This is a genomic window from Amycolatopsis acidicola (assembly GCF_007713735.2).
GTDB lineage: Bacteria > Actinomycetota > Actinomycetes > Mycobacteriales > Pseudonocardiaceae > Amycolatopsis_E > Amycolatopsis_E acidicola.
Window position 1 is genome coordinate 1 of record NZ_VMNW02000055.1, and the last position, 13,965, is coordinate 13,965.

At 70.8% G+C, this 13,965-nt stretch carries 12 protein-coding genes; 1 reads left to right on the top strand and 11 read right to left on the bottom strand.

Annotation, left to right across the window (positions count from 1 at the left end; all coding sequences use genetic code 11):
* The 9 genes from FPZ12_RS29155 to FPZ12_RS29190 form a co-directional block, all read right to left on the bottom strand.
* Positions 1-2,016, bottom strand: a 2,016-nt coding sequence (locus tag FPZ12_RS29155; protein ID WP_144755911.1) for a hypothetical protein, incomplete at its 3' end; no start/stop codon positions are given.
* Positions 2,017-2,031: 15 nt separating this feature from the next.
* Positions 2,032-3,273, bottom strand: a complete 1,242-nt coding sequence (locus tag FPZ12_RS29160) for an ATP-grasp domain-containing protein (protein WP_144755914.1) — start codon at positions 3,271-3,273, stop codon at positions 2,032-2,034.
* A gap of 119 nt (positions 3,274-3,392) precedes the next feature.
* Positions 3,393-4,070: a TetR/AcrR family transcriptional regulator gene (locus tag FPZ12_RS29165; protein ID WP_166462941.1), complete on the bottom strand. Its 678-nt coding sequence runs from the start codon at positions 4,068-4,070 to the stop codon at positions 3,393-3,395.
* 57 nt (positions 4,071-4,127) lie between these two features.
* A complete protein-coding gene (locus tag FPZ12_RS29170) occupies positions 4,128-6,032 on the bottom strand; it encodes an NAD(P)/FAD-dependent oxidoreductase (protein ID WP_166462942.1) in 1,905 nt (634 codons plus the stop codon).
* A complete protein-coding gene (locus FPZ12_RS45760) occupies positions 6,029-6,223 on the bottom strand; it encodes a ferredoxin (protein ID WP_166462943.1) in 195 nt (64 codons plus the stop codon). Before FPZ12_RS45760 ends, FPZ12_RS29170 begins: the two co-directional genes overlap by 4 nt.
* Complete coding sequence (locus tag FPZ12_RS29175) at positions 6,220-7,437, bottom strand: cytochrome P450 (RefSeq protein ID WP_144755922.1); 1,218 nt, start codon at positions 7,435-7,437, stop codon at positions 6,220-6,222. The genes FPZ12_RS45760 and FPZ12_RS29175 overlap by 4 nt, the downstream gene beginning before the upstream one ends.
* A gap of 10 nt (positions 7,438-7,447) precedes the next feature.
* Positions 7,448-8,227, bottom strand: a complete 780-nt coding sequence (locus FPZ12_RS29180) for a nuclear transport factor 2 family protein (RefSeq protein WP_144755925.1) — start codon at positions 8,225-8,227, stop codon at positions 7,448-7,450.
* On the bottom strand, positions 8,227-8,994 hold the full coding sequence (locus FPZ12_RS29185; RefSeq protein ID WP_166462944.1) for an enoyl-CoA hydratase/isomerase family protein: 768 nt from the start codon (positions 8,992-8,994) through the stop codon (positions 8,227-8,229). Before FPZ12_RS29185 ends, FPZ12_RS29180 begins: the two co-directional genes overlap by 1 nt.
* Entirely contained in the window at positions 8,994-10,556 is a 1,563-nt protein-coding gene (locus tag FPZ12_RS29190) for an acyl-CoA carboxylase subunit beta (RefSeq protein ID WP_144755931.1), read from the bottom strand. Before FPZ12_RS29190 ends, FPZ12_RS29185 begins: the two co-directional genes overlap by 1 nt.
* Before the next feature lie 77 nt (positions 10,557-10,633).
* Here FPZ12_RS29190 and FPZ12_RS29195 point away from each other — a divergent pair, with 77 nt between their 5' ends.
* Positions 10,634-12,352 carry an acetyl/propionyl/methylcrotonyl-CoA carboxylase subunit alpha gene (locus tag FPZ12_RS29195; protein ID WP_144755934.1) on the top strand — a complete coding sequence of 573 codons (1,719 nt, stop codon included), beginning with the start codon at positions 10,634-10,636 and terminating at the stop codon, positions 12,350-12,352.
* On the opposite strand, the gene FPZ12_RS29200 is transcribed toward FPZ12_RS29195, so the two are convergent.
* Complete coding sequence (locus FPZ12_RS29200) at positions 12,339-13,118, bottom strand: SDR family NAD(P)-dependent oxidoreductase (protein ID WP_144755937.1); 780 nt, start codon at positions 13,116-13,118, stop codon at positions 12,339-12,341. The genes FPZ12_RS29195 and FPZ12_RS29200 overlap by 14 nt on opposite strands.
* A complete protein-coding gene (locus FPZ12_RS29205; protein ID WP_144755941.1) occupies positions 13,115-13,945 on the bottom strand; it encodes a mycofactocin-coupled SDR family oxidoreductase in 831 nt (276 codons plus the stop codon). The genes FPZ12_RS29200 and FPZ12_RS29205 overlap by 4 nt, the downstream gene beginning before the upstream one ends.
* Between the last annotated feature and the right edge of the window lie 20 nt (positions 13,946-13,965).

Below are 13,965 nucleotides of genomic sequence, written 5' to 3' on the forward strand. Positions count from 1 at the left end.
GGGTGGCGGCGTGGCCTGGAGTTTGCCCGCGGTGAGGCGGTCGGCGCCCCAGCTGCGCTCGATGTAGCCGATGATCCGCTCGATGTCCTCGGCGGGCACCTTGTCCGGCTCGCCGTGTTCGAGGGGGTCGACGTGGAAGATGTAGAGCCGGGAGGCGAACTGGTCGAACGGGAGCGAGGCCTCGCCGAAGCGTTCGCCGTTGCCTGCCGTGGACACCACTACCCCGTCGCCCCAGTCCTGGCCACTGTCGTTGTTGGGGTTGTAGAAGTAGACCCGCATCACGTCGTGGGGGTCGGGCGCGGCGCGCAGGATGGTGATCGCGTGCCAGCCGACGTACCGGGCCGCGCTGTCGGTGACGGCGATGCCCGCGGGCTGCGGGTGGATCAGCGGCTGCCCGCCGTTGTACGCCGTGTGGTAGCTCGCGTGGAACTGGCGCAGGAAGTAGTCGAGTTCGATCAGGTTCCCGGACTCGACGTCGACGTTGATCCGGAACCCGCGCGAGGCCCACCAGCCGTGGAACTCCGGGTTGACCCAGCGGTGCGGGTCGCCGGGGCGGCCGATGCAGCGGCGCCCCATCTCGGCGTAGATCCGGTCCAGGTGCGGCACCACGAGCAGCGACACCGGGTCCAGGTCGACCGGCAGCTTGCTCGCGACCCCGCGCTCGCTTTCGATCGACGAAATCCGCTGCCCCTCGAAGTGCATGGTGATCTCGTCGTCCCGCGCGGCCCAGACCACCATCTGCAGCAGATAGTCCGGGTCGTTGTAGGCCCACATCGACAGCGCGCGGGCGGACTGGCAGGTCGGGTTGTCGCCCTGGCCGACGCCGAGCGGCTGGCCCAGCATCGACAGCACGCCGGCGGTCAGCCGCGCGCGCGGGCCGGGCTGGTCACCGAACACCGACGTGAGCCTGTCCTGCGCGACCTGCGAAAGCTGCAGCCCCAGCTGGCGCCACAGCGAAGGCACCACCGGCGACTCGTACAGAATCCCCCGGTCCAGCAACAGCGCCAGCCCGTACACGCACTGCGCCGTCTGCGGGTGCACGGCCTGCTCGATCAGCGCGTGCACGAGCTCGTGGTAGCGCAGCAGGCAGTTCCGGCCCGTCTCGGACAGCCCGAGCGCCTCACCGACGAGGTAGTCGCTCTGGCTCCGCACGAACCGCAGCAGCTCCGCGTGGTACGGCGAAACCAGGCCGGTGTCGTGCATCGCCCTGGCGAACCCGGTGGCCTCGTACTGCAGGTCACCGGTGTCCATCGCCTCCAGCCGGGAGCGGAACACCTCGATGCCCGGATCCTCCCGGCAGGCCTCGGTCGTACCGAACAGGCTGGTGACGAGCCGGTCGATGCCCTGCCCGGACGCCGGGCCGAGGTCGACGTCGGGATCGCCGCGGTAGATCGCGATCCGGGTGATCAGCGACTGCACCTGGTCGACCTGGATCGGGCGCTGGCGCAGGATCCGCCAGATCTCCTCGACCAGCCGGTCCAGCACGCTGTCGTAGCCGATCTGGTCGGCGAGATGCCGGAACAGGTCGCGGATCAGCTGCGCCGTGCGGCCCTGCTGCACGCGTTCCGCCTCGGTGGGCGGGGTGAACAGCAGCTCGAGGTTCATCGCGAGGACCTGGGCCAGGAACTTCCGCGCGTCCTCCGCCGAGATCGCCGGGTGGGCGAAGTCACCGAGTGCCACCGCGAGCATGCGCAGCTCGCTGGTCGCCTCCATCACGACGGTGTCCGCGTCGCCGCTGCGCAGGCCGGGCCCGACCAGCGCCGGGACGAGGATCTCCGGGGTGGCCCAGTCCGTTCCGAGGAACAGGCCGGCCTCCTCCAGCGCCTGCGCGCGCGCCTGGACGGCGGCGGCTCCGCCCGGCTCGCGCAGCGTCCGCCGCAGGGCTTCCAGCATCCGCCGCAGCTTCGTGTGCTTGCCGAAGTCGCGGGTCTCCGCCATCGCCCTGATGGCGTCGTCGAGCGAGGCCACGCGCTTGTCCAGCGTCGTGGCCTCGCCCGTGACGTCGTTCGGTTCCACAGGGTTTCCCCAGACTTACACGTAGAAGTCGAGTTCTTCTTGTTGCTTCAGCAGATCGCGCATCCGGTACGGATCCTCACCGAAGAAGTAGAGCAGACCCCAGTGCGTGCCGAACGCGGTCCTCTTCGTAACGGTCTCTTCCAGGGGCGCCGAGAGGTCGTGTGACTCGTAGTAGTCGTCGTTCTCGGTCTCCTCCGGGATCTCCAGCTCGCTGACGACGCGGCGGCGCGGGTACACCCCGAAGCAGCCCGCGATCCCGGTCGCGTCGACGACCTCCTTGGGGAAGAACGCGTCGATCTCCTCCTCGGTCGTCTTCGGGTCGAAGGCGAGCGCCAGGCCCTGGTAGGCGTTGAACCCGTAGGCGCGCTCGAGCAGCTCGAACACCTTGAACCCCGGCGGCCGGTAGGCGACCTCGCCGAAGTACATCTCGCCGTCGCTGGTGACGAAGTACTCCGGGTGCACGAACCCGAACTCGATGTCGAAGGCCTTGATGAGCTTCTCGATCTGGGCGGTGATCTGCGGCCGGTAACGCTCCAGTTCGGGCGTGGCCGGCACGAACACCGAGTAGCCGAGCCGGACGTACTCGGAGATGTTCAGGAACTTGATCTTGCCGTCGTGGATCCACGCCTCGACGGCGAACTCCCAGCCGTCCAGATGGGACTCCATCAGCACCGGGAAGTCCTCCTCCGGGATCGCGTCGATCTCGTCGGGGGTGCGGATCACGCGGTGCCCGAGGCTCCCGGCCTTGTCGAAGGCCTTGAGGTGGATCAGGTCGTTCGGGTCGCCGTCGAGCTTCAGCAGCGTCTGGTTGACGCGCTTGAGGAACCGGATCACGTCGTCGCGGTCGTGGGCCTCCTCGAAGATCCCGACCCGGATGCCGCCGAGCTGCGCGCGGCGCTTCATCAGCGACTTGTCGCGCAGCAGCATCGCCTGTCCGAACAACCGCGGGTTCTGCAGCAGGACCGAGTTGATCGCTCCCGCCCACTCCACGGTCTCCTCGAACAACGGGATGGCGACGTCGACGCCTTCCTTCTTGAGGATTTCGGCGATCTCCATCGACCGGTCGTTGAACCGCTCGAAATCCCAAGGCAGATAAGGGATCCCGTGCTCGGTGCAGTACTCCTCCGCCCAGTCCGGCGCCACTACGACGTAGCGCCGGTCGAACCGGTCCAGCGCCTCGACCGCGTTGAGACTCCAGCCCAGCAGCGCTAGATACCCTTTTTCCGGATCCTTCTTGGCCGCTTCAGACTGTGGCATGGGACCGTTCCTCCGTTTCGGCGCAGTTCAGCTCTCAAGTGCACGGTTCACCTACCGTACGTGATGCGTCGCTCGCGTGGGGAACACGGAGGTGTCCCCGATCTGTCCACAAAGGACTGTCAGTGCGCCTTCCGCGCGCGTTTCACCGGCTTGACCACCGGCAGCTCGACCCCGGGCGCGGCGAGGCCGCGCAGGGTCAGGTCCGCGAAGTGCTCGCCGATCTGCGCCGGGGTGAACTCCCCGCCGGGCGAGAACCAGCGGTAGACCCAGTTGACGGAACCGAGGATCGACAGGCTCGCCAGCTTCGGGTCGACGGACTCGCGCACCAGCCCTTCGGCCTTGCCCTTGCTGATCAGGTCGAGGAACACGGAACGGTAGGCGTGTTCGCCGCCGAGGATCTCCTCCTGGCGTGTCTTCGGCAGCGCCTGCATCTCGTGCAGGAACACGGTGGTGCCGGTGAGGTTGCGGCACATGTGCTCGATGTGCCCGACGATCACGTTGCGCAGGCGCTGCAACGGGTCGCCAGGGCGGCCCGCCAGCTCGGCGATGTTCGCCAGCCCCTGCTGGTGGACCTCGTTGATGACCTCGAAGAGCAGGTCCTCCTTGGAATGGATGTAGTAGTACAGGCTGCCCTTGAGCATCCCGAGCCGCTCGGCGATGTCCTGCAGCGAAGCGCCTTCGTAGCCCTTCTCGTGGAAGGTTTCGGTGGCCACCGCGAACAGTTCGGCCCAGCGTTCCTCGCGGGGCTTGCGCTCCCCGCTGCCGCGCCGCCGCGAACGTCCTACTGGCTCCCGCACCTCGACCACCCCATCCGGATCCTGCCGGAAAATCTATCAAACGACCGGTACTGACGCTCAGATGCCGAGACCGGCGTCGGCGCCGGCATTGACGGCGCGGACGAAATCGGCGGGCGATGCGGCGTCGCCGGGAACCCGGACCTCGATGTCCCCGAGGTCCAGGCCGGCGGTCACGTCCGCGCCGGTGGCGCGCCAGCCGATCGCCAGCGCGACCACATCGGCCGCCAGCGCTCGTTCCTCGCCGCCGTCCGCGGGCCGCCAGCGCACGAGACCGGGCTCGATGCCGACGACCACAGCCTTGGTGAGGAGCGCGACCCCGTCGCGTTCGAGCTGTTTCACCAGCTGCCGCCGGGTGATCGCTTCGATGCCGCGGCCGACGCTGCCGCGCATCTCCACGAGGGTGACCTCGATTCCCTTGGCGCGCATCAGTTCCGCGGTCTCGCAGCCGGTCGCGCTGCCGCCGACCACCACCAGCCGCGAGTCCGGCGCCACCGGGATCTCCCCGAGCAGCAGGCGTTGCGCGTCATACACCGAGGGCCCGTCGATGCCGGGGATCGGCGGCACGAGCGGGACAGCGCCCGTCGCGACGACCACGACGTCCGGCTGCTGGCCGCGCACGGTTTCCGGCGAGACCGGGGCCGAGGTGTGGATCTCGACGCCAAGCTGTTCGAGCCGGCGCGCCTGGAAATCCCGGTACCGCAGCACTTCCCGCTTACTCGGCGCGGAACCCGCCACTTCCAGCTTGCCGCCGAGGGCCGCGTCACGCTCCCAAATGGACACTCGATGCCCGCGCACCCGCGCTATCCGCGCCGCTTCCATGCCCGCTGGCCCGGAGCCGACGACCATCACGCGCCGCGGCACGGCGGCGGGTTTGACCTGCCAGGTCCGTTCGCGGCCTGCTTCGGGGTTCACCGAGCACTGTGCCCGTTCACCCCGCCCGACGAGGTCCACGCAGGCGTTGCACGCGATGCACGGCCGCACTTCGTCCAGCCGTCCGGCGCGCACGAGGTTCGGCCAGTCCGGTTCGGCGATCAGGCCACGGCCCAGTAGTACGAGATCCGCGTCGCCGGACGCCACGACGTCTTCGGCCAGCGCGGGATCGTCCAGGCGCCCGACTGCCATCACCGGCACCGACACCGCCTGCTTCACCGCGCGGGCGAGCGGGCGCATGTGGCCGCGTGGAACGGACATCGGCGCGAGCGTCTGCTGCAGGGTCAGCCAGGTGCCCGACGAGACCGAGATCGCCGCGGCCCCGGCGTCCTCCAGCATCCGCGCGACGGCCACGGCGGAGTCCAGGTCGAACCCGCCGGGCTCGGTGTCCGTGCCGTTGAGCCGCCACACGAGCGGCAGCCCGGACGCGCCGATGATCGCCCGCGCGACTTCGAGGGAGAACCGGGCCCGGTTTCCGAGCGTGCCGCCGTAGTCGTCGGTGCGCTGATTGTGCCGTGGGGAAAGGAAGTTCGAGGGCAGATAGCCGTGCGCGCCGTGCACCTCGACGTACTCGAACCCCGCGTCCGCGGCATAACGGGCAGCCCGCGCGTAGTCGGCGACGATGCCGTCGATCTCCGGCACCGTCAGCTCGTGCGGGGTCGGCGAGACGGAGTTCAACGGGACCGGCGAGGGTGCCACGGACGGGCCTTCGGTGACCTGGCGCCCGGGGTGCATGAGCTGGACGCCGACGGTCACGCCGTGTGGCTTGACCGCTTCGACGACCCGCCGCAACCCCGGCACGTACTCCGGGCCGCTCAGCCGGGGTTCGGGGCCGACGGTGCCGGACGACACCAGGCAGCCTTCGACGGTGATCGCGCCGACCCCGCCCTCCGCGCGCCGCCGGTAGTAGGCGACCGTGTCGTCGGTGACGAACCCGCCCTGGTCGAGGCAGGTGCCCATCGGCGCCATCACCAGCCGGTTGGCGAACGTGACCCCGCCGACCCGCACCGGCGTGAACAGCGCGCCGGTCACGGCAGCACCCGTAGCGCGCGCACGGGGCAGGCGTCCACACCCGTCTCGGCGGTGTCCTCCTCCCCCGGCGGCACCTCCTTTTCCGGTCCCACGGCGGAAAACCCGTCGTCGTCCAAGGGGAAGAGGTCGGGATCGATCACGGAGCACTGGGCGTGCCCCTCGCAGGCGCCCGGTGCCAGCCCGATCTTCATGACGACCTCCCGTGCGCGACGGAAAGCGCTTCCATCGACCGCGACGCGAGCGCCTGCTTCCACCGCGGTTCGGCGGTCAGCTCCAGCCGCGGCAGCCGTTCGACGATCCGCGCCACCGCGATGCGGGTCTCCATCCGGGCGAGCTGCGCCCCGATGCACGCGTGGATCCCTTTGCCGAAGGCGATGTGCGGGTTGGGGCTGCGGCCGAGGTCGAGGCTGTCCGGATCGGCGAACTTCTCCGGGTCCCGGTTGGCCGAGGCGAGCACGAGGTGCACCCGCTCGCCGGGGGAGATCGTCTTGCCGCGGATTTCGGTGTCCGCGACGACCCACCGGTTCAGCACCTTGATCGGCCCGTCATAACGCAGCAGCTCCTCGACGGCGGTGCCGATCAGCCCGGGCTCCCGCCGCAGCCGGTCCAGCTGGTCCGGGTGCCGCAGCAGGGCGAGGACGGAGTTGGCGATCGAGTTCGTCGTGGTTTCGTGTCCGGCGAACAGGAGCAGCGCGCACATCGAGACGAGTTCGTCGTCGGAGAGCCGGTCTTCGCCGTCGCGGGCCATCAGCGCGGACAGCATGTCCTCGCCGGGTTCCTTCCGGCGCAGCTCGATCAGCCCGCGGAAGTAGGCGTCCATCTCCCGGAGCCCGCGCAACGCCCGCTCGTGGCGCACGGCGCGGGCCGCGCCGCCCGTGCCGAACGCGACGAGCGCCAGCTCGTCGGACCAATCACGGAAGCGGTCCCGGTCCTCGGTGCGGGCGCCGAGCATCGTCGCGATCACCTTGGTGGGCAAGGGATACGCGACGTTCTCGATCAGGTCGCCCGGCTCGGGGCCGCGCAGGAAGGTGTCGAGGTGCTCGTCGACGATGGTGGTGATCAGCTCGCTCATCGCGGCGATCCGCTGGCCCTTGAACGCCTGCGCCGCCAGCCGGCGCAGCCGGGTGTGGGCGGGCGGATCGGAGACGACCATCCACTCCGACATCAGCCCGAGCACGGCGGCCGAAGCCGTCGATTGCGGCCGTTTACCGGAAGCGAGCAGGGGCCGGACGCGGTCGTTGGAAAGGGCCTTGTTCTGGAACGCGGCCGAGACGTCGTCGTAGCGGGTGATCAGCCACGCGCGGTGTGCTTCGCTCCAGTGCACCGGATCCGACTCCCTCAGCTCGCGCAGCGCCGCGTACGGGTCTTCGGTGGCCTCGGGCGTGACCAGGTCGGTGACAGGCATGCTGGTCCTCTCAACTGCGGGCGGAAGCGAGAGCGCGCGCCAGCCCGAGCCGGTCGCGCACGATCCGGCCGCCGGTGACCCGGCCGTGGGCGACCGTGACGAGGCCGACGAGGTGGAGGGTGGCGGGCGTGCCGGCGGGTGCTTCGGCGTAAGTGCCGGTCGCGGTCACGCGGAAGGCGACGTGGGGCCCGGCGGAGAACAGATCGTCCACGGTGGACGACGATCCGGTGAGCAGGGGCGGCCCGGCGGCGCCGTCGTCGAAACGGACCACCGGGTCGTGCGGCTGGACGGCCGCCCCGGTCTCGATCCATCGCCGCACCACGGTTTCCGCTTCGGGATCGGGCGGCTCGGCGCGTGTGTCCCACGGGGCGAGCGCGGGCGGCTCGACCGCGTCCGGGATGCCGGAGTCGAGTTGGCGCTTCCGGGAGAAGTAGTCCTGCTCGACGTAGTTCGCGACGAGTTTTCTTCCGTTCCAGCTGTAGAGCCCGATCCCGGACCAGACAGCGCTTTCCCCGGCCTTCGCCGAACGGCCGTGCTCGGAGAACCGCATCGCCAGGCGGTCGCCGTTGGTGACGATTTCGTGCACGGTCAGGCAAAGCCCGGGGTACTGGGTGAACTGCCGTCGCGCGGCCGGGATGTACGCCTCGTCGCGGCCGGCCACCTCGTGCGGCCCCATCCGCAGCGTGTAGCCGGGCTCCATGATCTCGGCGCAGACGGAGACGTCGTGGCGGTTGGTGTAGTCGTTGACGTAGCGCCGCATCAGGGCCACGAACGGTTCGGGCGCGCTCATCAGCGGCCCTCGAACCGGGGCGGGCGCTTGTCCTTGAACGCGGCGATGCCCTCGGCGGCGTCGGCGGTGGCGTGCAACGCGGTGAGCGCGCCGGTGGAGTGGTCGAACTCGCCGCGGTCCACACCGCGGTTGACGAGGTTCTTGCCGGTGGCCAGCGCCAGCGGCGCCATGCCCGCCATCCGTTCGGCGAGGTCGCGCGCCGTGGCCATCAATTCCGCGGCCGGGACCACCTTCTGCGCCAGCCCGATGCTCAGCGCGGTGGCCGCGTCGGCCCGCTCCCCCGCGAACATCATCAGCTTGGTCCAGTGCCGTCCGATCACCGAGGGCGCGCGCAGCACGCCGAACCCGGGCACGAGCCCTACGGCGGCCTCGGGCATGGCGAAAGTGGCGTTCTCCGCGGCGACCACGACATCGCAGGCCAGCGCGAGCTCGCAGCCGCCGCCCATCGCGTAGCCGTTCACCGCCGCGATCACCGGCAGCGGCGACTCCTCGACCGCGGCGAACGTCCGCATGCAGTCCTGCTGGAACTCCCGCTTCGCCGCGACGTCGGTCAGCTCCGCGAAGCTCGCGATGTCGCCTCCGGCGGAAAACGCCTTGTCCCCGGCGCCGGTGATGATCACCGCGCGGGTCTGCCCGTCGGCGGCGAGCGAGGCCAGGGCCTCGCGTAGCCCGGGCCAGAACTCGCGGCCCATCGCGTTGAGTTTGGCCGGGTCGTCGATCGTGAGCACCGCGACGGCCTTTTCCGCGTCGACTCGCAGGGTGGCCATCACGTCTGCCCTCCGAGGGTGATGTCGATACTCGCCGCGACGACCTCTCTCGTCCGGGCGGGCTCGATGATGTCGTCGAGCGACAGGTGCGCGGCGGCCTCCCACGGCTCGGCCTCGCTGACCCATTCCGCGGTCAGCTGTTCGACGAGCGCGGCGTGCGCCTCGGGGCCTTCCTCGGCCAGTACGCGTTCGAGGCGGCGCCGGTGGATCGTGCGGATTCCCGTCTCCGGGGCCATGAACCCCAGCTCGGCGCTCGGCCAGGCGTAGAGAAAATCCGGTTTCGTCGGGCGGCCGCCCATCGCGAAATGGCCGCCGCCGTACGCCTTCCGCAGCACCACGCCGATCTTCGGCACGGTCGCTTCGGCGATCGCGGAGACGAGTTCCTCGTAGCCGCGCAGGATTCCGCCGCGTTCGGCCTGGGTGCCGATCATCAGCCCCGGCACGTCGTGCAGGAACACCAAGGGCAGGCCGAACGTGTCGCACAGCTGCACGAAGGTGCGCTCCTTCGCCAGCGCGGCGGGATCGAGCGCTCCGGCGCGCACGATCGGCTGGTTGCCGATCAGGCCGACAGGCCTGCCTTCGATCCTGGCCAGCGCGCACAGCAGGCTGCCACCCCAGTCGTCGGCCCAGGGCAGGACGCTGGCCTCGTCGGCGAGGCAGGCGAAGACGTCGCGCATGTCGTACCCGGAGCGGGCGCCGAGCGGGACGATCGACTCCAGGTCCCGCGGATCCCGTAGCGGCGGCAGGGGCGGGGCGACCGGCGCGCGTTGCGAGGAGTTCTGCGGCAGGTAGGACAGGAACGCGGCGATCGCGTCCATCGCGTCACCCTCGGTCTCGACGACCAGGTGCGCGTTGCCGGCCTCGGTCGCGGCGGCGGGGCCGCCCAGTTCGGCGTCGGTGACCTTCTCGCCGATCGCGGGCTCGACCACGGACGGACCGGACAGCGCGATCGACCCGCCGCGCACCATCACGACGAAATGCGCGGTGGAGGCGTGCAGGGCCGAATCGCCGTAGCTGGGGCCGAGCACCGCGGCCGCGCGCGGCACGACGGGCTCCCCCGGCCTTGGCTTGAGGAAGGTGGTGAAGTCCAGCGGCAGTCCGGAAAACCGCCAGCCGGACACGTCCGGCATCCGGCCGCCGTCCGCGTCACAGAGGAGGACGAGCGGGAACCCGTGGCGCTGGGCGTGCTCGATCAGCCTGCCCTGTTTGCGCATGCTGATGGGCGCCGTGGTGCCCGCGACCACCGAGGAGTCGATCCCGATCACGCCGACGCGCCTGCCGTCGAGCAGGCCGAACCCGGTGACCACCGCGTCACCCGGGATGGGCTTTTCGCGGCGCAGCTCGGGCAGGGCCAGCGCGCCGATTTCGAACCAGGTGCCGGGGTCCAGCAGGAGATCCACGCGCTCGCGCACCGGCAGCCGCCCGGACTCACGATGCCGCCGGAGACCTTCGGGCCCGCCGCTGGCGTGCGCGGCTTCCTGCCGCGCACGGAGGACTTCGAGCCGCCGCGCCATGGTCGCTTCGCCCGGCCCGTCGCCTGCCGTGGTGCTGTTCGACGTCACGGGACCTCCACTCGGCTCGGTCGTTCCCGGCCGGTCCGACACTAGACTATCAGACGGTAGGTTGGTAGACAGAACACATGCCGGACACAGTGCTCGTGGCCAACCGAGGCGAGATCGCGGTGCGGATCATCCGGGCCTGCCACGAGCTCGGCCTGCGCGCCGCCGCCGTGTACAGCGATGCCGACGCCGACGCGTGGCATGTCCGGCTGGCCGACGAGGCGCACCGGATCGGGCCGGCGCCGGCACTCTCGTCCTATTTGGACATCGACGCGGTGGTGGGCGCCGCCAAGGCAGCCGGCGCGAGTCTCGTGCACCCGGGGTACGGATTGCTGAGCGAGGACGCCACTTTCGCTTCGGCCGTCACGGCGGCCGGGCTGGGGTTCGTCGGCCCCTCGGCGGACATCATCGCGAAGCTGGGCGACAAGGTCGCGGCCCGCGCCATCGCGGAGAACTGCGGCGTCCCCGTGCCGCCCGGCACCGGCGACCTCGCCCCGGAGCAGGCGGCCGCCGAGGCTGAACGCATCGGTTTTCCCTTGGTGGTCAAGGCTTCCTTCGGCGGTGGCGGCCGCGGGATGCGCGTGGTGCGCTCGGCGGGCGAACTGGCCGGGGCGATGGCCGCGGCGGCTCGTGAGGCCGGTGCGGCGTTCGGCCGGTCCGAGGTGCACCTGGAGCGCTACCTGCAACCGGCGCGGCACGTCGAGGTGCAGGTGCTCGGCGACGCGCACGGGACGGTGGCGCAGCTCGCGGACCGGGACTGCTCGGTGCAGCGGCGGCATCAGAAGCTGATCGAGGAGGCCCCGGCATTCGGGCTCTCGTCGACGGTGCGGGCGGGCTTGCGCGACGCGGCGGTGCGGCTCGCCCGTGAGGTCTCCTACGTCGGCGCGGGCACGGTCGAGTTCCTCGTCGTGCCGGGCACGGACGAGTTCTTCTTCCTGGAGATGAACACCCGGCTGCAGGTGGAGCACGGCGTGACAGAGCTGGTGACCGGGCTCGACATCGTGGCCGCGCAGCTGCGGGTGGCCAGGGGCGAGCCGTTGCCGTTCCGGCAGGAGGACGTCGTGGTGCGGGGGCACGCCATCCAGGCCCGCATCGCCGCCGAGGACCCGTGGGAAGACTTCCGGCCCGCCCCGGGCGTGGTGTCGGAGCTGGTACTGCCGTCCGGTCCGGGTATCCGCAACGACTTCGGCATCACCGGCGGCGGCGAGGTGCCGCCGATGTACGACTCGCTGTTCGGCAAGGTGCTCGCTTTCGGCGCCGACCGCGACGCCGCGCGCCTCCGCCTGGCCGCCGCACTGGGCGAGCTGCGTGTCACGGGCGTGCCGACGACCGCGCCCTATCTGCGCACGATCCTGGAATCGCGCTCGTTCACCGAAGGCAGCCACGACACCGGTTCCGTTGCGCGGGAATGGGTTCCGGACCCGGTCGCACGGCCTTCCGCCGAGCCGGTGTCGCCGGTGCGGCGGGTCCGGATCGCCACGGACCGGGGTCCCGTCGAGGTCGCCGTCCACGGCCGGAGCCGTCCCCGGGGTTTACAGCGGGCGTCACGGGAAGGTGTGTCCGTCGCGGCGAAAAGCACGGCGGCGGGTGGGCCGCCGTCGGCCCCGATGGACGCCACCGTCGTCGAAGTCCGCGTCGAACCCGGTCAGCGGATCGCGCCCGGGGACGTGGTCGCGACGCTGGAGGCGATGAAGATGGAGCTGGAGATCCGCAGCACCGTGACCGGGACCGTCGGTGCGGTACTGGTCGCCCCCGGCAGCCCGGTCTCCGCCGGCGCCCCACTGGTCACCCTCGGCTGAGCGGCGCGACGATCGGAATGTCGGGGCCACCCCCATCGACCAGGATGCGTTGCCCAGTCAGGTAATCCGCCTCGGCCGAGGCCAGGAACGCGACGACCCCGGCCACGTCCTCGGGCCTGGCAACGCGCCCGAACGGATAACCGGCATCCAGCTCGGCGACCGTCGCGCCGCCGGACGCGGCCGCGAGCCGCTCCCCCATGTCCGTGGCGACCAGCCCCGGCGCGACGATGTTGACGCGAACACCGTGCTCCCGTTCCTCGTACGCCAGCGTGCGCGCGGCGGCCTCCATCGCGGCTTTCGCCATCGTGTAAGGCGCCCCGTTGCGCGGGGTACTGTCCACAATGGAACTGGACATCACGATCACGTCCGCGCGCCCGGCGGCGCGCAGGTCCGGCAACGCGGCGCGGATCAACGCCAGCGGCCCGAGCGCGTGCACGGTGAGCAGCCGCAGGTACTCCTCGTCGTCGGTGTCCGCGATCGCCGTCCCGCGGCTCGCCGTCCCGGCGTTGCTGACGATCAGGTCGAGCGGGCCGAGTGTCTCGCGCACCTGCCGCACCAGCCCGGCCGCCGCGTCCGGATCATCCACCCGCGCACGGAAAGCCCGCGCTTTCCCGCCCGCCGCTTCGATCGCGGACACGACCTCCCCTGCCGCGGCCTCGTCGCGCCGGTAGTTGACCGCGACCGCCGTCCCCTCGGCGGCGAGCCTGATCGCCACCGCCCGCCCGACGCCGCGCGAACCCCCGGTCACCAGGGCGATGCGGCTCACTTGACCGCCGCCCCGGCGTCCACCGGCAACGCCACGCCGGTGATGTAACGGGCCTCGTCGCTGGAGAGGAACAGCACGGCGTTCGCGATGTCCACCGGGTCGACCCACGGCACTTCGAGGGCGTTGAGGGACATGAAGCCCGCCATCGCCTTCTCCTGCGTCGGCTCGGGGTCGTCGGAGAACATCCCCCAGGTGCCCGGGTTCTGGATCATGTGAGTGTCCACATTGGTCGGATGCACGGTGTTGACCCTGACGTGCTTCCCGGCCAGCTCGTTGGCCATGGTGCGCATCAGCCCGACGATCCCGTGTTTGGCCGAGACGTAGTGCGCCACCTGCATGATGCCTTTCAACCCGCCGATCGAGCTGGTGAACACCATCGACCCGCCACCACGGCGCACCAGATGCGGCACGGCGGCCTTCGCGGTGTGCCAGACGCCGGTGAGGTTCACGTCGAGCATGTCCTGCCACATCCGCTCGGTGAGCTCCCACGACATGGCGTAGCTGGCGATCCCGGCGTTGGCGACGACGATGTCCAGCCCGCCGAAGCGCTCCACACCTTCGCCGAGCGCCGCGCTCAGCCCATCGGCGTCACGCACGTCGGCCTTGCGGGCTAAGATCCGGCCGCCCAGTTTTTCCACCGCCGCAACGGTTTCCGCCAGATCCTCCTCGGTGGCCGACGGGTACTTGTCGACCGATTCGATCCGCGCGCAGGCGTCGACGGCGATGATGTCCGCACCCTCCTCCGCCAGCCGGACGGCGTGCGCCCGGCCCTGTCCCCGCGCCGCGCCCGTGATGAACGCGACCTTGCCCTCGACCCGTCCCGCCACGACAGCCTCCTTGCTCGTCG

What these genes read in the sequence shown, in the direction of transcription:
- FPZ12_RS29160 (WP_144755914.1), bottom strand. Translation starts at nt 3,273, where the DNA reads ATGCCACAGTCTGAAGCGGCCAAGAAGGATCCGGAAAAAGGGTATCTA.
- FPZ12_RS45760 (WP_166462943.1), bottom strand. Translation starts at nt 6,223, where the DNA reads ATGAAGATCGGGCTGGCACCGGGCGCCTGCGAGGGGCACGCCCAGTGC.
- FPZ12_RS29175 (WP_144755922.1), bottom strand. Translation starts at nt 7,437, where the DNA reads ATGCCTGTCACCGACCTGGTCACGCCCGAGGCCACCGAAGACCCGTAC.
- FPZ12_RS29180 (WP_144755925.1), bottom strand. Translation starts at nt 8,227, where the DNA reads ATGAGCGCGCCCGAACCGTTCGTGGCCCTGATGCGGCGCTACGTCAAC.
- FPZ12_RS29185 (WP_166462944.1), bottom strand. Translation starts at nt 8,994, where the DNA reads ATGGCCACCCTGCGAGTCGACGCGGAAAAGGCCGTCGCGGTGCTCACG.
- FPZ12_RS29195 (WP_144755934.1), top strand. Translation starts at nt 10,634, where the DNA reads ATGCCGGACACAGTGCTCGTGGCCAACCGAGGCGAGATCGCGGTGCGG.